The 21,982-nt window shown below is 74.4% G+C and carries 21 protein-coding genes; 15 read left to right on the forward strand and 6 right to left on the reverse strand.

The window, feature by feature from the left end:
• Positions 1 to 21 precede the first annotated feature (21 nt).
• Both AB0D08_RS09945 and AB0D08_RS09950 read left to right on the forward strand, forming a co-directional pair.
• A complete protein-coding gene (locus AB0D08_RS09945) occupies positions 22 to 483 on the forward strand; it encodes a MarR family winged helix-turn-helix transcriptional regulator (protein WP_359887440.1) in 462 nt (153 codons plus the stop codon).
• A 332-nt stretch (positions 484 to 815) separates the two neighbouring features.
• Positions 816 to 2,390 carry a multicopper oxidase family protein gene (locus AB0D08_RS09950; protein WP_359887443.1) on the forward strand — a complete coding sequence of 525 codons (1,575 nt, stop codon included), beginning with the start codon at positions 816 to 818 and terminating at the stop codon, positions 2,388 to 2,390.
• A gap of 70 nt (positions 2,391 to 2,460) precedes the next feature.
• Here AB0D08_RS09950 and AB0D08_RS09955 read toward each other — a convergent pair whose 3' ends face one another.
• Positions 2,461 to 3,285, reverse strand: a complete 825-nt coding sequence (locus AB0D08_RS09955) for a VOC family protein (protein ID WP_359887446.1) — start codon at positions 3,283 to 3,285, stop codon at positions 2,461 to 2,463.
• Positions 3,286 to 3,418: 133 nt separating this feature from the next.
• Here AB0D08_RS09955 and AB0D08_RS09960 point away from each other — a divergent pair, with 133 nt between their 5' ends.
• From AB0D08_RS09960 to AB0D08_RS09970, 3 genes are all read left to right on the forward strand, one after another.
• Positions 3,419 to 4,150: a hypothetical protein gene (locus AB0D08_RS09960; protein ID WP_051814174.1), complete on the forward strand. Its 732-nt coding sequence runs from the start codon at positions 3,419 to 3,421 to the stop codon at positions 4,148 to 4,150.
• Between the two features lie 121 nt (positions 4,151 to 4,271).
• Positions 4,272 to 5,096: a hypothetical protein gene (locus AB0D08_RS09965; protein ID WP_033825217.1), complete on the forward strand. Its 825-nt coding sequence runs from the start codon at positions 4,272 to 4,274 to the stop codon at positions 5,094 to 5,096.
• Positions 5,097 to 5,325: 229 nt separating this feature from the next.
• Positions 5,326 to 6,270 (forward strand): hypothetical protein, encoded by a 945-nt coding sequence (locus AB0D08_RS09970; RefSeq protein ID WP_359887450.1) that lies wholly within the window; start codon positions 5,326 to 5,328, stop codon positions 6,268 to 6,270.
• Positions 6,271 to 6,424: 154 nt separating this feature from the next.
• Here AB0D08_RS09970 and AB0D08_RS09975 read toward each other — a convergent pair whose 3' ends face one another.
• Entirely contained in the window at positions 6,425 to 7,036 is a 612-nt protein-coding gene (locus AB0D08_RS09975; protein ID WP_033825215.1) for a TetR/AcrR family transcriptional regulator, read from the reverse strand.
• A 100-nt stretch (positions 7,037 to 7,136) separates the two neighbouring features.
• Here AB0D08_RS09975 and AB0D08_RS09980 point away from each other — a divergent pair, with 100 nt between their 5' ends.
• The 6 genes from AB0D08_RS09980 (at position 7,137) to AB0D08_RS10005 (ending at position 14,151) form a co-directional block, all read left to right on the forward strand.
• Complete coding sequence (locus AB0D08_RS09980) at positions 7,137 to 8,069, forward strand: oxidoreductase (RefSeq protein ID WP_033825214.1); 933 nt, start codon at positions 7,137 to 7,139, stop codon at positions 8,067 to 8,069.
• A 125-nt stretch (positions 8,070 to 8,194) separates the two neighbouring features.
• Positions 8,195 to 8,467 carry a hypothetical protein gene (locus AB0D08_RS09985; RefSeq protein ID WP_149038645.1) on the forward strand — a complete coding sequence of 91 codons (273 nt, stop codon included), beginning with the start codon at positions 8,195 to 8,197 and terminating at the stop codon, positions 8,465 to 8,467.
• A 365-nt stretch (positions 8,468 to 8,832) separates the two neighbouring features.
• Entirely contained in the window at positions 8,833 to 10,536 is a 1,704-nt protein-coding gene (locus tag AB0D08_RS09990; RefSeq protein WP_359887454.1) for a beta-1,3-glucanase family protein, read from the forward strand.
• 157 nt (positions 10,537 to 10,693) lie between these two features.
• Positions 10,694 to 12,205: an MFS transporter gene (locus AB0D08_RS09995; RefSeq protein WP_359887457.1), complete on the forward strand. Its 1,512-nt coding sequence runs from the start codon at positions 10,694 to 10,696 to the stop codon at positions 12,203 to 12,205.
• A gap of 68 nt (positions 12,206 to 12,273) precedes the next feature.
• Positions 12,274 to 12,714 (forward strand): SRPBCC family protein, encoded by a 441-nt coding sequence (locus AB0D08_RS10000; RefSeq protein ID WP_359887460.1) that lies wholly within the window; start codon positions 12,274 to 12,276, stop codon positions 12,712 to 12,714.
• A 75-nt stretch (positions 12,715 to 12,789) separates the two neighbouring features.
• Complete coding sequence (locus tag AB0D08_RS10005) at positions 12,790 to 14,151, forward strand: carotenoid oxygenase family protein (protein ID WP_359887463.1); 1,362 nt, start codon at positions 12,790 to 12,792, stop codon at positions 14,149 to 14,151.
• 108 nt (positions 14,152 to 14,259) lie between these two features.
• Here the strand turns inward: AB0D08_RS10005 and AB0D08_RS10010 are convergent, their stop codons facing one another.
• Positions 14,260 to 14,622: a helix-turn-helix domain-containing protein gene (locus AB0D08_RS10010; protein ID WP_033825207.1), complete on the reverse strand. Its 363-nt coding sequence runs from the start codon at positions 14,620 to 14,622 to the stop codon at positions 14,260 to 14,262.
• 105 nt (positions 14,623 to 14,727) lie between these two features.
• On the opposite strand from AB0D08_RS10010, the gene AB0D08_RS10015 reads away from it, so the two are divergent.
• A complete protein-coding gene (locus AB0D08_RS10015) occupies positions 14,728 to 15,375 on the forward strand; it encodes an NAD(P)H-dependent oxidoreductase (protein ID WP_033825206.1) in 648 nt (215 codons plus the stop codon).
• Between the two features lie 58 nt (positions 15,376 to 15,433).
• Here AB0D08_RS10015 and AB0D08_RS10020 read toward each other — a convergent pair whose 3' ends face one another.
• The gene (locus tag AB0D08_RS10020; RefSeq protein ID WP_359887467.1) at positions 15,434 to 17,041 is read right to left on the reverse strand and encodes an alpha/beta hydrolase; all 1,608 of its coding nucleotides are present in this window, start codon (positions 17,039 to 17,041) and stop codon (positions 15,434 to 15,436) included.
• A gap of 153 nt (positions 17,042 to 17,194) precedes the next feature.
• On the opposite strand from AB0D08_RS10020, the gene AB0D08_RS10025 reads away from it, so the two are divergent.
• Together AB0D08_RS10025 and AB0D08_RS10030 are read left to right on the forward strand one after the other, a co-directional pair.
• Positions 17,195 to 17,824, forward strand: coding sequence for a glyoxalase (locus AB0D08_RS10025; RefSeq protein ID WP_359887470.1), 630 nt, complete (start codon positions 17,195 to 17,197; stop codon positions 17,822 to 17,824).
• A 102-nt stretch (positions 17,825 to 17,926) separates the two neighbouring features.
• On the forward strand, positions 17,927 to 18,919 hold the full coding sequence (locus AB0D08_RS10030) for a hypothetical protein (RefSeq protein ID WP_359887473.1): 993 nt from the start codon (positions 17,927 to 17,929) through the stop codon (positions 18,917 to 18,919).
• Positions 18,920 to 18,971: 52 nt separating this feature from the next.
• On the opposite strand, the gene AB0D08_RS10035 is transcribed toward AB0D08_RS10030, so the two are convergent.
• Positions 18,972 to 19,994, reverse strand: a complete 1,023-nt coding sequence (locus tag AB0D08_RS10035; protein ID WP_033825740.1) for a Ku protein — start codon at positions 19,992 to 19,994, stop codon at positions 18,972 to 18,974.
• Between the two features lie 32 nt (positions 19,995 to 20,026).
• Between AB0D08_RS10035 and ligD the strand changes: the two genes are divergently transcribed.
• Positions 20,027 to 20,917, forward strand: a complete 891-nt coding sequence (gene ligD, locus AB0D08_RS10040) for a non-homologous end-joining DNA ligase (protein ID WP_033825739.1) — start codon at positions 20,027 to 20,029, stop codon at positions 20,915 to 20,917.
• 202 nt (positions 20,918 to 21,119) lie between these two features.
• Here ligD and AB0D08_RS10045 read toward each other — a convergent pair whose 3' ends face one another.
• Positions 21,120 to 21,956, reverse strand: a complete 837-nt coding sequence (locus tag AB0D08_RS10045) for a GNAT family N-acetyltransferase (protein WP_359887476.1) — start codon at positions 21,954 to 21,956, stop codon at positions 21,120 to 21,122.
• Positions 21,957 to 21,982: the final 26 nt, after the last annotated feature.

Here is a 21,982-nt window from a genome sequence, read left to right on the forward strand (position 1 = left end):
TGAGCACCTAGAATCATCGCCATGAACCCCGAACCGGCCCCGGACACCCTCCCGCCCAGCCTGACCGGGCTCACGACCTACCTGCTGTCGCGAACCGGCAAGGCCGCCCGCGGCCTGCTCGCCGCACGGCTGGCCCGCCGCGGGCTGCGCCTGTGGCACATGGCGGTGCTCGCCGCACTCGCGGACTTCGGCCCGCACGCCCAGCGCGAGCTGGCCGTCCGGCTCTCCGTCGACCCGAGCGACATCACCAAGGTCGTCGACGACCTCGCCGCCGCCACCTGGGTCGAGCGCACCCGCGACCCCGCCGACCGCCGCCGCGTCCGCGTCCACGCGACCCCGGCCGGACTCACCGCCCTCACCGAACTGCAGGCCGAGGCCGAAGCCGTCCAGGCCACCCTCCTGACCCCGCTCACCCCCGCCGAACGCACCCAGCTCACCGACCTCCTGCACCGGGTCTTCGAGACACTCCCCACCGGCGGCTGACCACCCCCGCGCGCCGGGGGAGAGGGCCGTGCGGCCGCGGGCGGAAGCGCCGCCGGCACAGCCGGGCGGGGAAGTCACCTGTACGGCCGACCGGACCTCCGGCGGCGGCCGGTCGCGGCGTGCCGTCCGGCGCGGCGGCGCCGGGGTCAGCAGGTCGCCCGGTTAGGCTCCTGACCCTGTGTCATCTTCCTCAGGAAGGTGTGGACCGCCTGCGCCGGACACCGACCCCGACGGTCCGGGCCGGCGCTCGGATCAGTAGTGGGAGAGATCTGGATGACGACGGCACCGCACAACGTCCCCGGCCTGTCGCACCCGGTCACGGGGGGCACCCGGTGAGCCCGCTGCGCCGTCGTACCTTCCTCGTCCTGGCCGGCGGCCTCGGATCGATGGCGGGCAGCGGGGTGTTCGCGGGCCGTGCGGCCGCCAGCGTGATCAACGGGGAGTTGCTGACCAGCCGGATCGAGCTGCCGGAGCCGTTCTCGGTGCCGCTGCCGGTGGCGCCGCTCGCCAAGGCGGTGCGGCAGGCCGACGGCAGTGACCGTTTCGAGGTGGTGCAGCGTGCCGCGGACGTCGAGATCCTGCCCGGGGTCAGGACCCGGGTGTGGGGCTTCGACGGCCTGTTCCCCGGGCCGGTCTTCACCGGACAGGCCGGTCGGCCGGTGGTGGTGAGCGTCCGCAACGAACTGCCGGTCCCCACCTCGATGCACCTGCACGGCGGAGTGACGCCGCCGGACTCGGACGGCTATCCGACCGACCTGGTGGTCCCCGCCGGGTGGCAGCACCACGACGCGATGGCAGGCGGCCACCACGACGCACCGGCGGCCGGCCGGCAGCTGACCGAGCTGACGAAGGAGTACCGCTACCCGCTGGACCAGCGGGCCGCGACGCTCTGGTACCACGACCACCGGATGGACTTCACGGCCCCTCAGGTCTGGCGCGGACTGCTCGGACTCTTCGTGGTCCGGGACAGCGCCGAGCTGGCCCTGCCGCTGCCCTCCGGCGAGCGCGACCTGCCCCTGCTGATCTGCGACCGGGCCTTCGACGAGGACGGCGACTTCCGGTACCCGTCGCTCGACCCCGAGCTGATCGACCCGCCCGGCGTCGAGGACGCCTACATGGCCGGCGTGGTCGGGGACGTGGTGCTGGTCAACGGTGCGCCCTGGCCCGAGCTGGAGGTCGACGCGGCCCGGTACCGGTTGCGGCTGCTGAACGGCTCGAACGCCCGCCGCTACCGCCTCGCCCTGCGGCCCGGGCCGCGCGACGGTGCCGCGTTCACCCAGATCGGCAGCGACGCCGGGCTCCTGGCGGAGCCGGTGGAACTGGACGCCGTCCCCATCGCCCCGGGCGAACGCTACGACGTGGTCGTCGACTTCTCCGCCTGGCCGGTCGGCTCGACCGTCACCCTGGTTAACACGCTCGGGGACGGCGACACCCGGTGGGTCATGCGCTTTCGGGTGGTCCGGGAGGCCGCCGACGACAGCGAGGTACCGGCCCGGCTGGCCGACCCGGACGAGCTGTCGCAGGACCAGGCGGTCGCGCACCGCCAGTTCTCCTTCCGCCGTACCAGGACCTCGCACGGCGGCCACGCCTGGACGATCAACGGCGAGTCCTTCGACCCGGAGACCACCCTCGCCACCACCCGTCTGGGCAGCGTGGAGAGGTGGCGCTTCATCAGCGACGTCCACCACCCGGTCCACCTCCACCTGGCGCACTTCCAGGTGGTGGCCCGGGGCGGCGGCGACCCGCACCCGTCGGACGGCGGCTGGAAGGACACCGTCGACGTCCGGCCGAAGGAGCCGGTCGACGTCCTCGTACGGTTCCGGGGGTACCCCGGCCGGTACATCCTGCACTGCCACAACCTCGAGCACGAGGACATGGCGATGATGGGGAACTTCCAGGTCGAGTAGGCCGGCCCGGCCGGGGACCTGCCCGGGGCGAGCCGCAGCGGCCCGCCCCGGCCGGTGCGGGCCGGATCCGCTAGACGTCCGTGGTGGTCGGCATCTCGCCCGCGGTGGTCGTCATGTCGATCACGGCGAAGGCGGCGCCCTGCTGGTCCGTCAGCGCGGCGAACCTGCCGAACGGGCTGTCCATCGGACCGAACTGGAGCCGGCCGCCCAGCTTCGTGGCCTTGGCGACCGCCTCGTCGCAGTCCGCCACGCCGAAGTAGACCTGGATGAACGCGGGGACCTCGGGCGGGAACTCCTCGCCCATGCCCATCCGGCCCAGCACCGCGTTCTCGGGACCGCTGCCGCCGAGGCCGAAGATCCGGTAGTCCATGCCGGCGGCCTCCGGGTCGTCGCCCATGTCGACCTGCTGGGCCCGGTACGGGAACACCCTCGGCAGGAAGCCGTCGACCTTTGCGTTGTCCCGGGTGAAGACCTCCGCCCAGGCGAAGGAGCCCGGCGCGCCGGTCTTCTCGAAGCCCCGGTGCTCGCCCGGCTGCCACACGCCGAACACGGCGCCGCTCGGCTCCCTGGCGATCAGCATGGTGCCGAAGGTGCCGACCTGCATCGGATCCATCACCACCTCACCGCCCGCGGACCTGATCTTCCCGGCGGTGGCCGCCGCGTCGGGCGACGCGAAGTACAGGCACCACTGCGACGGCGCCTCGCTGCCGGGCATCGGCGGGACCACGGCCGCGACCGCCTTGCCGTCGGAGTAGGCCTGCGTGTAGTTGCCGTACTCGCTGGACGCCTCACCGAAGGTCCAGCCCAGCACCTCCGAGTAGAAGCTCTTCGCGCCCTCCACATCGGCGAACATCGCGTCCGCCCAGCACGGCGCGCCCTCCGGGAACCCGGTCATGTCGGTCGACCTCTCTGTCGTGTACGACGGCGTATCCGTCCCACGCTAGGTCACCGGGTCCGGACTCCCCGGGCGATCGAAGCGCGTGTCCGGTCCGGTCCCGGGCGGCACACGTACCAGTACGATTCGCGGAATGACAGAACCGATCAAGAACGAACCCCCGCGGTCCGAGGGCCGGCCGGAACCGCCCACCCGGGACCAGGTGATCGGCCGCATCGCCGACCACCTCGCCACCCGGCGGCCCGGACATCCGCTGCGGGTCGCGGTGGACGGCATCACCGCCGCCGGGAAGACCACCCTCGCCCGTGCCCTGGCCGCCGCGGTGTCCGACCGCGGACGAGCCGCGATCCACCTCTCCATGGACGGCTTCCACCACCCGCGCGCCCACCGCCACCGGCAGGGCCGCGACAGCGCCATCGGCTACTACCAGGACGCCTACGACTTCCCCGCGTTCGCCCGGCACGTCCTGGTCCCGCTCGGCCCCGGGGGTGACCGGCGCTACCGCAGCCGCATCATCGACCTCTCCACCGACCGGGCGATCGACGAACCGCCCGCCACCGCACCCGTGGACGCGGTCCTGGTGGTGGACGGCAGCTTCCTGCAGCGCGGCGAACTGGCCGGACTGTGGGACGAGGTGGTCTTCACCGACACCGGCTTCCCTGTCGCCCGCCGGCGCGGCACCCGGCGCGACACCGAGCTGATGGGCTCCCTCGCCCAGGCCGAGCGGGCCTTCGACAACCGCTACCACGCCGCCTGCCGCCGCTACCTCGCCGAGGCCGACCCGGTCGCGCACGCCACGATCGTCGTCGGCAACGACGACCTCGACCACCCCGTGCTCCGGCGGATCGCGGACCACCGCGGCTGACCGGTCGTCAGTAAGGGCGCGTCCGGCCGACCGGCGTGCGAGGGCGGAACGAGGGGGCGCTGAGGAGATCCCGCACGCCCCGGCCCGGGCACGCCGGGCGGGCGGCGGACGTTGGCGGGGCATGCCGGAGGACAGCGAGAGCAGCATCTCCAACCGCATCGTCGGCGCCGAGGCGCAGACGGTGATCCAAGTCGGCGTGCTGCACGGCCATCTGACGGTCGACCGGCCCGCCGGGCGAGCCCCGGGGGAGCCGCAGCTGACGGTCACGGTGGACACCGAACAGCCGGACAGCACCGGCTACACGTACGAAGGCGGCGGCAGCGGCCCGGACACCGCCGTGCACCTCTACGTGGAGAGCTTCACCGCGCAGGCGGTCATCCTGCACGGGCTGCGGCCCGTCGTGGTGCGCCGGATCGCGCGCTTCGGCTGGTGGGACGCGGCGGACCTGAGCCCCCGTCGGTTCCGCGTCGGGCTCGACCGGGCCGCCGCCCACTACAACGCCGACCTCCGCGGAGCCGGACCCGCGGACGGCGCCACGCCCGGCGGCGGAGCCACCCGGGAGGCCCGGCTGGAGCGCGCGACGCCCCTCGACGGGACCGACTTCCCGTTCTACGTCACCTCCGGCGCCCCCGAGTACCTGATCGTCCGGCCCGACGGCTACCGGGAACGTGAGCTGATCGAATGGCGGCTGGAGCTGGACTGGTCCTGCCTCGGCCGGCGCGGCACCGTCACCATCGACCACGGCGGCCAACCGTTCCTCTCGGACGGCCTCCGCCCGTACCACTACGACCGGTACCGCTCCCCGGGCGGAGCGGCCCCCCGGCGCGCCGCCCCCGCGGCGCGGGAACAGCCCGGACCGGGCCGGATCCGGGCGCTCCGCGACCGGCTGCGCCGCCGACGCCGGACGCCGCCCGGCCCGGATGCCCCCGGGCCCGGACGCCCCTGACCCTGAACGCGCCTAAGCGCTGTCCTGGCGATCACGAGCGTAGCCGGCCGACGAGTGCTGCTGCGGTGACGGTGCCGAGGTAGACGTAGTGCCCGGCCCGACGAGACGATGCCTTGGGCGGTCCGGGCGTAGCAGTCCGGGCGGGTAGGCGATGGGTCATCATGAGTGCGACCACGGCGGCGGGTGCCGCCCGCCGCCGGGTCCGGGCGCCGGAGGAGGGGTGCGGCTGATGGGTCTGGCCGGCCGCGCGCGCATGCCGATCGACGGCCGCGCCGTAGCGCGCAGTCGCCGCCCCCGGAGGCTGGCGCAGGAGCTCTTCCGCGGGTGTTTCACGGCGGAGGAGGGGATCGTCCGGGAGCTGCTGCAGGAGTTGCCGCCCGACGCCCGGTACGTCTCGTTCAACAGCCACCGCGGCAAGGCCACCGGCGCCGACCTGCTCTGGTGGTGGGTGGAGCCCGGTGGGCGGGGGTTCGGCTGCCTGGTCCAGACGCGGAGCCTCACCTGCCACGCGGGTCTGTGGCGGATCGGCTCGGACCGGCGGGCCGACCCGGACTCCCAGCTCACCCGGCTGCTGTACACCGCCGAGCACCTGGAGGTCCCGGCCGCGCTGCTGCTCCACACCGGGCCCGAGGAGGCCGCAGCCGCCGCGACCACCGCTCCCGACGCCGTCACCGCCGCCGCGGCGCTGCTGCCCGCCCTGGCCGTCCGAGCCACCCTCCGCCACCGCGCGGCCGAGGCGGAGGCCGCCGGTCTCCGGTTCGGTGGCCTCGACGGGCCCGGGCTGCTGGCCGGCGCCGTGCCCTTCGCCCCGCTCCTCGCCCGCGGCGCCGGGCCGTGCCCGCCCGTCGCGACCGACGCCGAGCTCGCCGGTCAGGGGGTGCACCCTCGGCTGCGCGGGTTGCTGAGCGCACCGCAGTCCGGCGCGGGCGCGGTCGCCCGGAGCCTGCACGACGCCCTGTGCGCGTACCACCAGTGTGCCGGCCGGGCCGCCGACGGCGTCACCCTGCTCGACGGGCCCGGGCCGATGGCGCGGTTCCACCGCACCGCCCACCTCCGCCACGTCGCCGTCGGGCTGCGGCCCGCGGTGCCCGGCTACGTCCACCGGGCGCTCGCCGGGCACGGTCCGGCACGGCTCGCCCGCTACGTCGCCGGCCTGGTCGTCGTCCCCGTGTGACACATCACGCCACCACCCGCACCGGCCGTTGCCCGCCCGCAGGTACGGCAGCAGCCGTTCCCACTCCGCGTCCGACGGATCACCGCGTTCTCCGCGCCCCGTACCTGGAACATCGCGCGGATCAGGCGCAGTCACATGATCGGCCGGACAGCTCCTACGCGCCGACGGCCCGGCCGGGGTGGGCGGCGAGGCCGGTGAGCAGGCCGTCCACCGCCGTGTCCACGGTGGCGGCGACGTCGCTGTCCGCGATCATGCCGGTGTTCAGCAGGACGGCCAGGCCGTGCAGTGTGGCGAAGGCCAGCCGCCCCGCCGCCTGTTCGTCGGTACCTAGGAGTTCGCCGCGGCGCCGGGCGGCCGAGATCGCGGCGAACGGCACGGCGTACGCGGCGTGGGCCGCCGCCAGCGTCGCATCCGTGCCCTCGCGGTGCTTGCTCGCGAACATCAGCTCGACCAGCGGCATCCGGCCGATCGCGAACGCCACGTAGGCGTGGGCGATCGCCCGCAGTTGGGGCTCGAAGCCGCCCCGGGCGCCGTCGAGGGCCTCGGTCAGCCGCGCCGCGAGGTTCTCGAACCCGCGGACGGCGAGCGCCTCGAGCAGCGCCGCGCGGTCGGGGAAGTGCCGGCGGGGGGCGCCGTGGCTGACCCCGGCATCCCGTGCGAGGGCGCGCAGCGACAGGTCCTGGACTCCGGTCTCGATGAGCGCGCGCTCTGCCTCGTCCAGGAGCACGGTCCTCAGATTGCCATGGTGGTAGCTCCGTTCCGGCATGCCGGGATGCTAACAAACCGCTGGTCGGCCCGGTTCCGGGCGGTGCGGGCGGACCGATGTAGTCATTGACAACATAGGGGTGCGGTGGCAGCCTGGCGGTATGAGCACATCGCACAGCAACTGGACGGCCGCGGACCTGCCCTCGCAGGCCGGCCGCACGATCGTCGTCACCGGAGCCACCAGCGGCCTCGGGGCCGTCACCGCCCGCCGTCTGGCGGGGGCCGGCGCCCACGTGGTGCTGGCCGTCAGGGACACCCGCCGCGGCGAGGCGCTGGCGGCGGACATCCAGGGCAGCACCGAGGTGCGGCGCCTGGACCTGGCCGACCTCTCCTCCGTTCGCGGGTTCGCCGCAGGCTGGGACGGCCCGCTTGACGTCCTGGTCAACAACGCCGGCGTGATGGCCATCCCCGAGGCCCGCACCGCCGACGGGTTCGAGATGCAGTTCGGCACCAACCACCTCGGCCACTTCGCCCTCACCAACCTGCTGCTGCCGCAGATCACCGGCCGGGTCGTCACGGTCGCCTCCAACGCACACCGCCGACCGGGGGTGGACATCGACTTCGACGACCTCAACTCCGAGAAGTCCTACCGCCCGTGGCGCGCCTACCAGCAGTCCAAGCTCGCCAACCTGCTGTTCACCCGAGAGCTCCAGCACCGCCTCGCCGCGGCCGGATCCCCGGTCACCGCGCACGCCGCCCACCCGGGCTACGCCGCCACCAACCTGCAGAGCCGCTCGGCGGGCGCAGTGCAGCGCCTGGTGATGGCCGTCGCGAACCGCGTGATCGCCCAGTCCGACGAGCAGGGCGCACTGCCGTCCCTGTACGCGGCCACCCAGCCGCTGCCCGGCGGCAGCTACACCGGCCCGGGCGGCCGGGGCGAGCTGCGCGGGTACCCGGCTCCGGCGCAGCCGAGCGCGTACGCCGTCGACGACCGCAGGGCCCGCCGGCTGTGGGACCGCTCGGAGGAGCTCACCGGGGTGCCCTTCCCCGCCCTCGGCCCCGACCTCGGCGCGGCGGGGGGAACGGCCGGCTGAGCGCGGCCGGGGGGCTCGTGCGGTGCACCGGGCCCGGGGGTGGAGGGGCCGCCGGGGGCCGTGGACGGGACGACTCCGGATACGCCCGTGACGTGCAGGTATCGTGCACCTTGAAGGAGGTCGTCATGATAGCTGGCCCGGGCTTTTGGGACGTGGAGATCGAGCGGGCGGGTTGGTCGCGGATCCTCTCCCCGCGACCGGCCGACTTCCCGGAGATCGACCGGCCGAGCAGGGTGTGGGGCAGGAACTGCTACGTGCGTGGCGCGGACCGGCTGGTCATCGAGTGGTCGGACCAGGTCACCATCTCCGCCGCCCTGCTCAACGGCGTGCTCTGCCCGTTGCGGTCCGCGGAGGACCTGTCGGCCGCGATACGGCCGGGCGGCGGCCCGCGGCGCTAGCCGCAGCCGGCGGCTGGGCCCTGGCCGACCGCGCGGCGGAGGTGGTGCTCCCGCACCCTGCTCCGGCGCGGCCCGTGAGGCCGGTGGACCGGCTGTTTCCGGCCGTGCCGAGCCTTCGCCGAGGGTCAAGGGAACCCTAAAGCGGCCTTAAGTCATCGAGCCTGCGGAGATCGTCGCAGGTCAGGGCGGTTGTGTGGGTGCCGTGAACCTTGTCCGTGAGTCGGCTGGTGCATAGCATGTGGGCTCGCTGAGAGCGCTCTCGGGAGGGCGGGCCGCCTCCGGTGGCGCTCGTCTCGAACCCGGCCCCCTCGGGCTGCGCCGCACGCCGTCGAACACAGGCCCCCACGCCGAAGGGAAGTTCCTCGATGACTCCGCGCCACCACCGACCGCTCTCCCGCCGAAAGCTCCTCGCCGCCACCGCGGGCGCGGCCCTGTCCGTCGCCGCCGTGACCAGGTGGGTCGAGTCGAGCGCCGTCGCCTCCACGGCGGCCACGCTGCCACTGGACCTGGTCAACACCACGGGCAACGCGACCGTCTACGCCTACGTCCTGGGACGTGACCCCGCGGCCGGCGGCACCTGGGCCTTCATCCAGGCGGACGGCTCCACCCTGTACCACCCGCCGTCCCCCGCCAACGACCAGACGCCGCTGGGCGTCGACTGCGCCATCCCGCTCAAGGGCCCCGGCGCCGGCGCCCGCCAGATCACCCTGCCCCGGCTGGACAGCGGACGGATCTACTTCTCCGTCGGAGCCAGGCTCACCTTCCTGATGAACCGCGGCGGGGGCCTCGCCCTGCCCTCCGTCAGCAACCCCACCGACCCCAACGCGGGCGTCCGGCACGACTTCTGCGAATTCACCTACAACGCCGACCAGTTGTACGCCAACATCACCTTCGTCGACATGGTGGGCCTGCCCATCTCGTTCCGGCTGGAGACCGCCCAGGGCACCCAGGCGGTCCGTGGCCTCCCCGCCGACGGGCTGGCCCAGGTGGCCGCCGCGCTGCGCGCCCAGTCCGCCGCCGACGGCAGCGACTGGAGCCAGCTGATCGTCCAGAAGGACGGCACCGACCTGCGGATCCTCAGCCCCAACCTGGCGATCCGGGGCAACAGTTCACTGTTCGCGGGGTACTTCGACGACTACGTCGACCAGGTGTGGAACGCCTACCGCACCAAGGACTTGCGGATCGACACCCAGTTCACCTGGGGCGCCGTCACCGGCCGGGTGAACGGCGACACGCTGACCTTCGCCGGCGCCGGGAGCTTCGCCAAGCCCTCCACCCGGGCGATCTTCTCCTGCAGCGACGCACCGTTCACCACCGGCAACGACCTCATGGGCAACCTGAGCGCACGCCTGGCCGCCGCCTTCAACCGGACCACCCTGCTGGACAACCCCCACCAGCCGGACGGCGAGAACCCCGCCGCGTTCTACACCCGCGCCCGCACCAACCACTACGCCCGGATCCTGCACACCACCACCCCGGACGGGCTCGGCTACGCCTTCCCGTACGACGACGTGCACCCCGCCAACGTGGACTTCGAGGGCAAGGTCCAGTCCGGGAGCCCGACCCGGTTCACCATCACCGTCGGCGGTACCACCGGCGACCCGGGCCCCGGCGGCTCGCCCACCCCGACGGCCACCGCCACCGTCCCGCCCGGCGGCGGGACCGGTGCCTTCACCACCATCCAGGCCGAGGCGTTCACCGCCCAGTCGGGCGGCCGCGCCGAAGCCTGTGCCGACACCGGAGGCGGCAGCGACATGGGGTGGCTGGCGAACGGGGTCTGGCTGAAGTACGCGGCCGTCGACTTCGGTACGGCCGGGGCCACCCGCTTCAGCGCCCGCGTCGCCTCCGGCGCCGCCGCCGGGATCAGCGGCCTCGTCCAGGTCCGCCTCGGCAGTCCCACCGCCACACCGGTCGGCGGCTTCGCCGTCGCCGCCACCGGCGGCTGGCAGAGCTGGCGCACCGTCCCGGCCGACATCGCCCGGACGACCGGGGTCCACGACGTCTACCTGACCTTCGACAGCGGTCAGCCCGCCGACTTCGTCAACCTCAACTGGTTCACCTTCGCCTGACGGTCCGCCGGCCCGGGACCGGCCTCGACGGCGGTCCGGGCCGGACGTGGCGGGCCGGACCCGGCGGGCCGGAGTGGACAGGTGCGGACAGGAGTGGACAGTCACCGGCCCCGGTGGACCTGGAATGTGAACAGCGGTCGGGCCGAGGCTGTGCGTCATGAACCTCCAGCGCACAACGGCCGGCCGGGCGGCCCCCGGCCCCGGACCGGGGGCCGTGCTCGCGTCACTCGCGGCGGCCCAGTTCACCGTCATGCTCGCCACCTCGATCGTGAACGTGGCACTGCCGCAGATCCGCGCCGGGGTGGGCCTGTCCGACACCGGCACCACCTGGGTGGTCAACGCCTACGGCCTGGCGTTCGGGGCGCTGCTCCTGGCGGGCGGCCGGGCGGCCGACCTGCTCGGGCGCCGCCGGGTACTGATCGCGGGCCTCGCCCTGTTCGCGGTGGCGTCGGCCGCCGCCGGACTGGCCCCCTCCGCGGCCGTGATGATCACCGCCCGGGCCGTCCAGGGCCTCGGCGCCGCGGCCATCGCCCCGGCGGCGCTCGCCCTGGCGATGGACCAGTTCCCGACGGGCCCCGGGCGCGGCAAGGCGCTCGGCGTCTGGGGCGCGGTCTCCGGCGCGGGCGGGGCGGGCGGTGTCCTGCTGGGCGGTGTCCTCACCCAGGCGTGGGGCTGGCCCTGGATCTTCCACGCGGTCGCGCTCGGCTCGGCGCTGGTGCTGGCGGCGGTGGCGGTCCTCGTCCCGAAGCCGGCCGGCCGCCGGGCGGGCGGCTTCGACCTGATGGGCACCGTCACGGTGACCCTCGCGCTGACCTGCCTCGTCTGGGGGCTGACCACCGCGCGTTCCGCGGGGTGGACGGACCCCTCGGTGCTCGGCGCCCTGGCTGGCGCCGCCGCGCTGCTGGTGGCCTTCGCCGTGATCGAGCGGCGCCGCACGGACGCGCTGATACCGCCGAGGCTGTTCGCCACCGGCCGGGTCGCCGCGGGCAACCTGCTGATGGCGCTGCTGGGCTCGGTGTGGATCGCACTGTTCTTCTTCCTGCCGCTCTACCAGCAGCAGGTCCTCGGGGCCAGCGCCCTGGCCACCGGCGCCGGCCAACTCCCGCTCGCCGGGGCCAACATGCTCGGCGCCGCGCTCTCACCGCGGATCTCCCGGCGGATCGGCGCCACCGCCACCGTGACCGCGGCCCTGCTCACCGAGGCCGCCGGGCTGCTGTGGCTGTCCCGGATCTCCGTCGACGGGAGCTACCTGGCCGACATCCTCGGCCCGAGCATCCTGATCGGCCTCGGCCTGAGCACCGCGTTCGTCCAGCTCACCGCGCTCGCCGTGGACGGTGTCCCGCCTCAGGACGCGGGCCTGGCCGGCGGACTGGTGAACACCACCCGCCAGGTCGGCGGCGCGATCGGCCTCGCCGCCCTGGCCACCCTGGCCGGGTCCGTCACCGCCCACGCACCGGCCCACCAGCCGCACCTGGCGGCACTCACCGCCGGCTACCGCACCGCGTTCGCCGTCTCGGCCGCGGTCCTGGTGGTCACCGCACTGCTCGCCCTGGTACTCACCCGCCGCGCCCGCCCCACCGCCCCGGGCACTCGGACCGCGGCCGCGGCGCCGGCCCCGCGGAGCCTGCCCGCCGAGACCGCACCCACCGATCCCACGCCCGCCCGCTGATCCGGACCCGCCCACCGGGCCACCCGATCCGTCCTCACCCCCACCACCCGTACCCGCAAGGACCGCGCATGCACACCATCGACACCGCCGCCCCCGTCGTCGTCCGGCTGACCACGCTGATCGACGCCCCGCTCGACACCGTGTGGTCGCTGCACACCGACATCGACAACTGGCCGGTCTGGAACGTCGACATCGACCAGGCCAAGCTCGCCGGCCCGTTGGCGGTCGGCAGCAGCTTCATCTGGCGCACCCACGGGCTGAGCATCACCTCCACCATCCGCGAACTCGTACCCGGACGGCGGATCGTCTGGGGCGGGACCGTCGAGGGCATCGTCGGCATCCACACCTGGACCTTCGAGCAGAGCGGCGACCGGGTCGCCGTCCACACCGAGGAGTCCTGGAGCGGCACCCCCGTCGAGGCCGCAGTGGAGGAACTGGCCACGGCCCTGCAGACCTCCCTGGAGAACTGGCTCGACTGCCTCAAGTCCCGCGCCGAGCAGAAGCTCTGAGACCGCGGAGCACCGCTGCCCCACTCACGCACGCCAGACCCGCCTGATCAACCCCTACGATCCGAGGAACCGAACATGACCAGCAAGCCGTACCTGACCGGCCACTACACCCCCGTCGCCGACGAGATCACCGCCACCGCGCTCACCGTCGAGGGCACCCTGCCCCCGGAGCTGACCGGCCGGCTGATCCGCAACGGCCACAACCCCAAGCCCGGCGTCACCCCCACCCACTGGTTCAAGGGCAGCGGCATGGTCCACGGCATCCGGCTGCGTGACGGCCGCGCCGAGTGGTACCGCAACCGCTGGGTGCACACCCCGGCCCTCGACGGCGCGCCGTACATGACCGAGCACGGCCCCGACCTGACCGCCAGCACCGCCGGCACCCACGTCATCGAGCACGGCGGACGCCTGCTCGCCCTCTGCGAGGCCAACCTGCCGTTCGAGCTGACCCGGGACCTGGACACCGTCGGTGCCTACGACTTCGACGGCAAGCTGCGGACCGCCATGACCGCGCACCCCAAGGCCGACCCGGTGACGGGGGAGCTGCACTTCTTCGGCTCGTCGCCGTTCCCGCCGTTCCTGACCTACCACGTCGCCGACGCCAAGGGGGAGCTGCTGTACAGCGCCGACGTCCCGGGCGCGACCGCCTCCCTGAAGCACGACTTCGCCATCACCCGCCACCACGTGGTCTTCATCGAGGGCAGCGTCACCTTCGACCCGAACGAGCACTCCGGCATCCCGTACGGCTGGAGCGACCGCCAGCCGTCCCGGATCGGCGTGATGCCGCGCGGCGAGGGCGGCGCGGCCAAGGTCCGCTGGTTCTCCATCGAGCCCGGCAACATGCTGCACACCTCCAACGCGTACGAGGACGGCCAGGGCCGGATCGTGCTGGAGGGCCCCACCGTGGACCAGGAGGGGTTCCGGCTGTCCTGGAACTGGTGGGTCGGCGCGCCCGGCCGCGGCACCGAGCCCAACACCCGTTCCTACACGCGGCGCTGGGTGATCGACCCGGCGGCCGGGACCGTCGACGAGCAGATCATCGACGACCTGGCGGTGGAGTTCCCGACCCTCAACGAGGACTACCTGGGCGCCGAGAACCGCTACCAGTACGCGGTCTCCTTCCCGGACCAGGAGGGCTTCGGCGGCTACGGCGTGGTCAAGTACGACCGCACCACCGGCGCCCGCCGCATCCACCAGATCGGCGACGCCCGGCTGCCCAGCGAGGCGGTGTTCGTCCCGGCGGCCGGCGCCGTCAACGAGGACGACGGCTACCTGCTCACGGTCGTCTCCGACCTCAAGCAGGACGCCTCGCAGCTGCTGGTCCTGAACGCCTCCGGCCTCGACCGGGTCGCCACCGTCCACCTGCCCCGCCGCGTCACCGCCGGCATCCACGGCTCGTGGATCCCCGACTCGGCCCTGGACGGCAGCGACAGCTGACCCACCCCGTCCCCCGACACCGTCCCCGGGCGCGGCACCCCGCCGCCCCGGGGACTTCGCGTTGCCCGCGGGCAGTTCCCCCCGCCCGCCGGTACCGGCGCGGCGGGGTCAGCAGGTGCCGGGCGGGGTGGCGGGCAGGTGCCGTTCGGCCCAGGTGCGCAGTTCGGTCATGGCGGGGCCGAGCGCGCAGCCGGACTCGGTGAGCTGGTAGCGGACCCGCAGCGGCGGGCCCTCGTCGACCTCGCGCAGCACCAGACCGGCCTCGGCGAGTTCGGCGAGCCGGTCGGAGAGCATGCGCTCGCTGATGCCCGGGATGGCGCGGCGAAGCTCGGCGAAGTGGGCCGGCCCGTCGCCGAGGACGGCCACCACCAGGCCCGTCCAGCGTTTGCCGAGCAGGGCGAAGACACGGGTGATGCCGAGGTCCACCCCGGTACAGGCCGTGTGGGTCTGTGGTGCTGCTTCCTGCGCCATGCCACCAGACTACTGCCCCTCCGCTAGTGGCTTATTAAAAGTAAGCTGCTACTGTAATGACAGCTGCGCACCAAGCTGCAGTTACTACCGAAAGGGAGGCATGCTATGCCCACGCTGCTGCACATCGACTCGTCCGCACTGACCGAGGGCTCCGTCTCCCGCGAGGTCTCCGCGACCTTCCGCGCCGAGTGGCTGGCCCAGAACCCCGACGGCACGGTCGTCTACCGGGACCTCGCGGCCGAGAACGTCCCGCACCTGGACGCCGCCGGCATCACCGCGGGCTTCGTCCCCGCCGAGCACCGCAGCCCCGAGCAGCAGGCCGCGTACGAGCTGCGCGAGCGCCTGATGGCCGAGCTGGAGCAGGCCGACGCCGTCGTCATCGGCACCCCGATGTACAACTTCACCATCCCCTCCAGCCTCAAGGCGTGGCTGGACCAGGTGATCCTGATGGGCCGCACCGCCGGCGAGCGGCCCTCCGCGGCCGGCACCCCGGTCACCGTGGTCTCCGCCCGCGGCGGCTCGTACGGCCCGGGCAGCCCGCGCGAGAGCTTCGAGTTCGTCACCACCTACCTGGAGAAGGTGCTCTCCGGCATGCTCGGCCTGGAGGTCGACTTCGTGGTGCCGGAGTTCACGCTCGCCCGGGTCAACCCCGCGCTGGCCGACTTCATCGAGACCGCCGACGCCTCCAAGGCCAAGGCGCACGAGGACGCCGCGGCCAAGGCCAAGGCCGTCAGCGCCCGCCTCGCCGCCTGAGCACCCCGCCCGGGGCCGGTCGTCCCGGCCCCGGCGGCTCCGGGTCCGGCCGGCCCGGTCAGTCCCGGTAGACGGTGCCCGGCGGTGGCACCCGGCCGGTGACCAGGTAGGCGTCGATGGCGTCCCTGGTACGGCTGGCGCCCTGGGCCAGGTAGCTGGTGTGGCCGTCGCCCTCCCGGGTCACCAGTGCGCTGGAGGGCAGGCCGCGGTGCATCCGGACCGCCCACGGGTACGCCGTCGAGGGATCGTGGGTGGCATTGGTGATCAGGATCGGCGGCGCCTGCGGGGCGCCGTACGGCCGTGGCGGGTTGGTCACCGGCGCCGGCCAGCCGACGCACCCGGCCAGGATGGTCCAGGACTGCGACGCGCCGCCGAACCGGGGCGCCACCGTGCGCCCGAGCCGCTGCAGCCGCCGCAGGTCGTCCAGGGTCCGGACCGGGGTCGGCCAGTCCTGGCACTCGATCGCGATCGCGCTGCCGTTGGCCTCGTCGTCGGCCGGGCCGGCGGCGACGGACTGGGAGAACGCCGAGGCGTCGCCGTTCTGCGCCTGCCGCAGCGCGAGGGCGAGGTCGCCACGGCGGGACGGGAACAGCAGCAGGCCCTGCAGGTCGAGCCGGAGGTCCTCACCGGTCACCGACGTCCGGCAGCCGCCCGCCCCGGCACACCCCGGCGCCGGGATCGGCATACGGTCGGCGGCGGCCACCAGGCCGTCGAACAGCTGCCCCACGTCGGTGTCGTGCAGGGCACAGGAGTCGTCCCGGGCGCACCAGTCCGCGAACCGGGTGAATGAGTCCTCGTACGCGCGGGCCTCGTCGGTCAGCAGCGAGGTCAGGGACAGCGAGTGGTCGAGCGCGCCGTCCAGCGCCAGGGTCCGGATCCGGTCCGGGAACAGGCCGGCGTACGTCGCGCCGAGCTGGGAACCGTAGGACAGGCCCAGATAGTTCAGCTTCCCCTGGCCGAGCGCCTGCCGCAGGGCCTCGAGGTCGCGGGCGGCGCTGACGGTGTCGAGGTGGTCCAGCAGGGGGCCGGTGAGACGGCGGCAGCTCTCGCCGAGGTCCCGGTTGCGGGTGACCAGGCGCTCGAAACCGGCCTCGTCCACCGGGAACAGCGAGACCTGACGGTTGAGCGGCTCCGGGTCGCAGTGGACCGCGCTGCTGAGTCCGACACCGCGCGGGTCCAGGCCGATCAGGTCGAAGTTCTCCCGGGTCGCGGCCGAGAACAGGTGCATCCCGAGGGACTCCGCGTACACGGCTCGGGTGCCCGAGCCGCCGGGGCCGCCGGGGTCGAAGAACAGGCTGCCGACGGGGTGCCCGCCGGTCGCCCGGAGCCGGTCCACGGTGACCGTGGCCGTCGCGCCGCCGGGGTGCGCGTAGTCCACCGGCACCTGGATCGAAGCGCACTGGAGCTCCGCCGGCGAACCGGGGAACGGGCACGCCGTCCAGCTCAGCGGCGGCGCCGGACGGCCGGCGGCCGTGACGGCGCCGGCGGTGGCCGCCTCCGGTGACCCGGCGGCGGTCGCGGTGGTCGGCGCCAGGACCGCCGCGACCAGCGCCGCCGCCGTGACGAGGCGCCGGGTGCGGGCCGCGGGCCGCCGGCCGGGCGACCTGCCGGACCGGACCGCGCGGACGCTCCCGCGCCCGCCCGTGGGACGTGATGGTGTCGTCATGACGCTCACTCTCGCCCGCGCTCCGCCGCCCTGTCGCTGGGGCTGGCCGCAGCGCCGGAGGTAGGGCCCTCCCCACCCCCCCTTCCCACCCCCGGCCGGACCGGTCAGGAATGGAGAAGCACCCGCGCCGGGACGCCAACTAGCGTGACTGTCATGGCTTCCATTCACTCCGTCACCCTCGAGGTGGCCGATCTCGCGGCCGCCGAACGCTTCTACGCCGCCTTCGGACCGGGCGCCGCGCTGCAGCTGCGGCTGCGGGCGGCGGACACGCCGACCACCGGCTTCCGCGGGTTCGCGCTCGCCCTCACGGTCGCCCGCCCCGCCGACGTCGACCGCCTCGTCGACGCCGCGGTCGAGGCCGGCGCCACCGCGCTGAAGCCCGCCGCGAAGTCGTTCTGGGGCTACGGCGGTGTCGTCCGGGCCCCCGACGGCACGATCTGGAAGGTCGCGACCTCGGCGAAGAAGGACACCGGCCCCGCGACCGGACGGATCGACGAGGCCGTGCTGCTGCTGGGCACGGCGGACGTGGCCGAGAGCCGGCGGTTCTACGTCGGCCACGGCCTCACCGTGGCGAGGAGCTTCGGCAAGAAGTACGTCGAGTTCGCCGGCCCGTCGGGCGCGGTCAAGCTCGCGCTGTACGGACGCCGCGCCCTGGCCAAGGACCTCGGGGTGCCGGTCGACGGGACCGGCTCGCACCGGCTCGCGATCAGCGGCGACGCCGGACCGCTCGACGACCCGGACGGGTTCGCCTGGGAGGCCGCGTCGCCGGTCCGGGTGCACTGACTGCCGCCCGGACCGTCCGGCAGGTCCGGCAGGTCCGGCGGGTCCGGTGCGGGCCGCCACCCGGCCGGTCCCGGCGTCGGGCCGGCTCGCCATAATGAGCCGGTGCCGATAGCCGATGACCCTCACCCGGGCCCCCACGACGGGCCCGACCCGAGCAGCCGGGACCCCTTCGACGGGCTCGTCCTGGACGAGCGCTTCGTCCGGGCCGCCGCCGTCAAGGAACCCTCCGCGCGGACCCGGATGCTGTCCGCCCGCTGGCGGACCGAGGAACCGGTGGATCCCGGCGGACGCCGCTGGTCGCCCGGATCCGAGGGACCGGCCGCCGCGCGCCGGGGCCGCTTCCGGAACTGGCGCTCCGTGGTGGCCGTGGTCGTCGCCGTGGCCGCCGTCCTCCTCGCCCTCTCCGCCTGGCCCGACGGGAAGGCACCGGCCGCCCGCCCGGGCGCGGTCACCCCGGGCCGGCCGACCCGGGACGTCGCGCTGCCCGGTGGCGGGACCTCCGACGGCAGCAGGTGCGGCGCCAAGGGTTACCACCACTTCCCGCAGCCGGCCGGATCCACCGCGCCCGGCGGACCGGGGGCCACCGACCGCCCGGGTCCCCAACTGGTCCTCGGCTCCTACGGTTTCGAGAAGGAGTCGGGGGACGACCCCGGCCGCTTCACCATCGGCCTGCTGCTCGGCCCCGGCGGTCCGGCGCCGCTGGACCTGGCCGCGCCGCTGGGCGCGCAGGGCGTGGCGGTCGAGATCGAGGGCCCCGACGGCCTGGTCGGCGGAGCCTACGACCTGCCCGTCTCCGTCGGCGACACGGTCCGGCGCACCCCGTCGGGCAGCCTGCGGATCGATCCGGCCACCGGCGGGACCGCGCAGCTCACGCTCCCGGTCGAGGCCCTGTGCCCGGGCGTCGACGGCCTCGCTGTCCAGCAACGGCTCACCGCCCCGACCGACTCCCACCGCACCATCACCGGCCCGCCCCCCTTCACGATCACCGTGTCGATCACGGACCCGGGGATCGGCGCCCTCCGGCGGGCAGCAGGATCGGCCTCCGCGGGCGACGTCCTCAGCGCGGACAACCAGCCGGCCGCGCGCACCGCCTGAGCCGCCGGGCCGTCCGCCCATCGCCCGCGGGCGGGACGGCCCTGCCGCCCGGTCAGGAGACCCGGCGGGGCGCCGACCGCTTCGCGGCGGTCTTCTTGGCCGTGGACTTCTTCGCGGCCGTCCCGGAGGCGGCCGTGGTCTTCTTGGCGGCGCCGCGGGCCGCTGCGCTCTTCGCCGGCTTCCGGGCGCTCTTCTTCGGGGGCGCCGCCGACGCCTCCCCGCCGTCCCCGTCCTCCGCGTCGTCGTCCGCCGCCTCGCCGGCAGCCGGCGAGGCCGCCTTGCCGTGGCCCTCCTTGGCCGCCTTCACGCTGCTGCGCAGCACCGACATCAGGTCGATCACATCCGCGCCCGCCCCTTCGGCCGGCTCCAGTTCGCCGTGCGGGGCCTCGACCCCGGCCAGCTTGGCCTCGATGACCTGCTCCAGCGCCTGCTGGTACTCGTCGTGCAGCGCCGACAGGTCGAAGTCCTCCGACAGGGTGTCCATCAGCGACCGGGCCATCTTCAGCTCCTGAGGCCGCACGGTGACGCTCTCGTCCGGCGCGATCCCCTCGGCCGAGCGCACCTCGTCCGGCCACAGGCAGGTCTGCAGGACCAGCGCGTCGCCGTGCACGCGCAGCACCGCCAGCGACTCCCTGGTCCGCATGGTCACCTTGGTCACCGCGATCTGACCGGACTCCACCAAGGCGTCACGCAGCAGGACGTACGGCTTGGCCGGCGCCTTGTCCGCCGTCGACACGTAGTACGCCTTGTTCAGCATCAGCGGGTCGATGGAGTCCGCCGGGACGAAGGCCAGCACGTCGATGATCTTCTTGCTGGGCAGCGGCAGCTCGGCCAGGTCCGCGTCCTCCAGCACCGCCTGGCGCCCGTCCGGCGACTCGAATCCCTTGACCACCTCGCTGTACGGGACCTCGACGCCCTCCACCTCGCAGAAGCGCTTCAACCGGATCCGCGAGCCGTCCTTCGCATGCACCTGGTGCAGGGTCGGCCCGCTGTGTTCCTCGGTCGCGGCGTACAGCTGCACGGGCACGCTGACCAGCCCGAACGTGATGACGCCCTTCCAGGTGACCTGTGGCATAGCCCATCCCTTTCGCGGGGATCTACCACGTTATGCCGGAGCGCCAGGTCACGGAAGTCGAGGGCCGCCGCCTGGTCCTGTCCCACCTCGACAAGGTGCTGTGGCCGGCCACCGGGTGGACCAAGGGCGAGGCGCTCTACTACTACGCGCAGATCGCCCCCGCGATGCTGCCGCACCTGCTGCGCCGCCCCGCGACCTTCCTGCGATTCCCGGCCGGCATCGGCGAGGAGGGCTTCTTCGCCAAGAACCCGCCGCCCGGCCTGCCCGAATGGGTGCACACCCTCACCGTCCCCACCCACGAGGGCCCCAAGGACCGGGTCGCCGTCGACGACCTGGCCACCTTGATGACCGTCGCCAACGGCTACGCCCTGGAACTGCACGTCCCCCAGTGGACCGCCGACACCGGCCCCACCCACCACGACCGGCTGGTGGTCGACCTCGACCCCGGCCCCGGCGCCGACCTGACCGACTGCTGCCGGGTCGCCCTGCTGATCCGCGACCACCTCGCCGCCGACGGCCTGCACGCCCACCCCAAGACCTCCGGCAGCAAGGGACTGCACCTGTACGCGGCGCTGACCCCCGCCCCGGCCAAGGCGGTCAGCGGCTACGCCAAGGCCCTGGCCGAACGGCTCGCCGCCGACCACCCCGCCCTGGTGGTGTCCCGGATGGCCAAGGCGCTGCGCCGGAGGAGGGTCTTCGTCGACTGGTCGCAGAACGCGACGGCCAAGACCACCGCCGCGCCGTACACCCTGCGGGCCACCGCCGTCCCGGGGGTCTCCGCGCCCGTGAGCTGGGCGGAGATCGAGGCGTGCACCCGGGCCGAGGAGCTGTCGTTCACCCCCGACCAGGTGCTGGAACGCCACGCCGCCGACGGCGACCTGCTGGCGCCGCTGCTGACCGACGCGGGCCCGCTGCCCTCCTGACCGGCCGCCGGGCTGCGGAGCCGTGCGCCTCCCGGCCGGCCGCCGCGAACCGGTGCACCGGGCCGTGGCGCGACCCGACGGCGGGCACCGTCGTGGTGATCGGCAGCCGCCACGACCCACGGTGCCGCGTTCGGTCGGCCGGGCCGTCGGTCAGCCGGTCAGTCGGTCAGCCGGTCAGCCGGTCAGCCGGTCAGCCGGGCTGCTAGGCCGACTCGGCCGGCTCGGCGATCAGCGCGGTGGCGACCCGGCGGAAGCCCGCCCGGGCGTAGACCCGGGCCACGTCCTCGTCACCCGCGGACAGGAACACCGTGCCGGCCCCGCGCGCCCGGGCGTCGGCCACCAGAGAGGCCGTGACCGCCAGGGCCAGGCCCCGGCGGCGGGCGTCCGGGAGGGTGCCGACGCCGACCACCTCGGTGACGCCGTCCGCCGGCTGGTGCATGCCCGAGCAGCGCGCGGAGCCGTCGGCGGCCAGCGCGGCGGCGGTCACCGTCAGCCCGGCCCGGATCCGCGCCGCCACCCGGTCCACGGTGCCGTCGCGTTCCACCACCGCGGTGAACGCCGCCAGTTCGGCCGCGCCCGCGGTGCCGACCGCGGTGCCGGGCTCGGCGAACGCCACCCGCGGCACGGCCAGCGCGGACGCCAGCTCCGGTGCGTCGGCGGCGAGCAGCCGGACCGACGGGTCCGACGGCGGCGTGGGCGCGCCGGGGTCGAGGGCCATCAGCGGGTGCGCGTGCACGGTCAGCCCGGCGGCCTCCACCGCCGCCCGGAGCCCCGGCGCGTTCTCGTCGACCCACTCGAAGGTCTCCGGCAGGCCCAGTTCGCGCTGCCGCTCCCGCACCCGCCGGACATCGCCGGCGGTCGCCGCCGGGCCCTGCCAGGCCAGGGCCGGCCGCCCGTAGAACGGCCAGCTGCCCGCGGTCGGTACGAAGAGCGTCAGCGGCCCGAAGTCCTCGGCCCTGGCGGAGGAACGGGGTACGGCGTCGTAGTAGCGCTCGATCTGGTCGAGCAGGGACCTGGTGTCGGTTTCCGAGAAGTGCACAGCGCATCAAAGCAACCGGACGCCGT

Source organism: Kitasatospora sp. NPDC048540 (assembly GCF_040651175.1).
Taxonomy (GTDB): Bacteria; Actinomycetota; Actinomycetes; order Streptomycetales; family Streptomycetaceae; genus Kitasatospora.

What these genes read in the sequence shown, in the direction of transcription:
- ligD (WP_033825739.1), top strand. Translation starts at nt 20,027, where the DNA reads ATGCCGGAGCGCCAGGTCACGGAAGTCGAGGGCCGCCGCCTGGTCCTG.
- AB0D08_RS09955 (WP_359887446.1), bottom strand. Translation starts at nt 3,285, where the DNA reads ATGACCGGGTTCCCGGAGGGCGCGCCGTGCTGGGCGGACGCGATGTTC.
- AB0D08_RS09945 (WP_359887440.1), top strand. Translation starts at nt 22, where the DNA reads ATGAACCCCGAACCGGCCCCGGACACCCTCCCGCCCAGCCTGACCGGG.
- AB0D08_RS09975 (WP_033825215.1), bottom strand. Translation starts at nt 7,036, where the DNA reads ATGCCGGAACGGAGCTACCACCATGGCAATCTGAGGACCGTGCTCCTG.
- AB0D08_RS10010 (WP_033825207.1), bottom strand. Translation starts at nt 14,622, where the DNA reads ATGGCGCAGGAAGCAGCACCACAGACCCACACGGCCTGTACCGGGGTG.
- AB0D08_RS09985 (WP_149038645.1), top strand. Translation starts at nt 8,195, where the DNA reads ATGATAGCTGGCCCGGGCTTTTGGGACGTGGAGATCGAGCGGGCGGGT.
- AB0D08_RS09990 (WP_359887454.1), top strand. Translation starts at nt 8,833, where the DNA reads ATGACTCCGCGCCACCACCGACCGCTCTCCCGCCGAAAGCTCCTCGCC.
- AB0D08_RS10005 (WP_359887463.1), top strand. Translation starts at nt 12,790, where the DNA reads ATGACCAGCAAGCCGTACCTGACCGGCCACTACACCCCCGTCGCCGAC.
- AB0D08_RS09960 (WP_051814174.1), top strand. Translation starts at nt 3,419, where the DNA reads ATGACAGAACCGATCAAGAACGAACCCCCGCGGTCCGAGGGCCGGCCG.
- AB0D08_RS10035 (WP_033825740.1), bottom strand. Translation starts at nt 19,994, where the DNA reads ATGCCACAGGTCACCTGGAAGGGCGTCATCACGTTCGGGCTGGTCAGC.
- AB0D08_RS10025 (WP_359887470.1), top strand. Translation starts at nt 17,195, where the DNA reads ATGGCTTCCATTCACTCCGTCACCCTCGAGGTGGCCGATCTCGCGGCC.
- AB0D08_RS10015 (WP_033825206.1), top strand. Translation starts at nt 14,728, where the DNA reads ATGCCCACGCTGCTGCACATCGACTCGTCCGCACTGACCGAGGGCTCC.
- AB0D08_RS10000 (WP_359887460.1), top strand. Translation starts at nt 12,274, where the DNA reads ATGCACACCATCGACACCGCCGCCCCCGTCGTCGTCCGGCTGACCACG.
- AB0D08_RS10020 (WP_359887467.1), bottom strand. Translation starts at nt 17,041, where the DNA reads ATGACGACACCATCACGTCCCACGGGCGGGCGCGGGAGCGTCCGCGCG.
- AB0D08_RS09970 (WP_359887450.1), top strand. Translation starts at nt 5,326, where the DNA reads ATGGGTCTGGCCGGCCGCGCGCGCATGCCGATCGACGGCCGCGCCGTA.
- AB0D08_RS09980 (WP_033825214.1), top strand. Translation starts at nt 7,137, where the DNA reads ATGAGCACATCGCACAGCAACTGGACGGCCGCGGACCTGCCCTCGCAG.
- AB0D08_RS09965 (WP_033825217.1), top strand. Translation starts at nt 4,272, where the DNA reads ATGCCGGAGGACAGCGAGAGCAGCATCTCCAACCGCATCGTCGGCGCC.
- AB0D08_RS09995 (WP_359887457.1), top strand. Translation starts at nt 10,694, where the DNA reads ATGAACCTCCAGCGCACAACGGCCGGCCGGGCGGCCCCCGGCCCCGGA.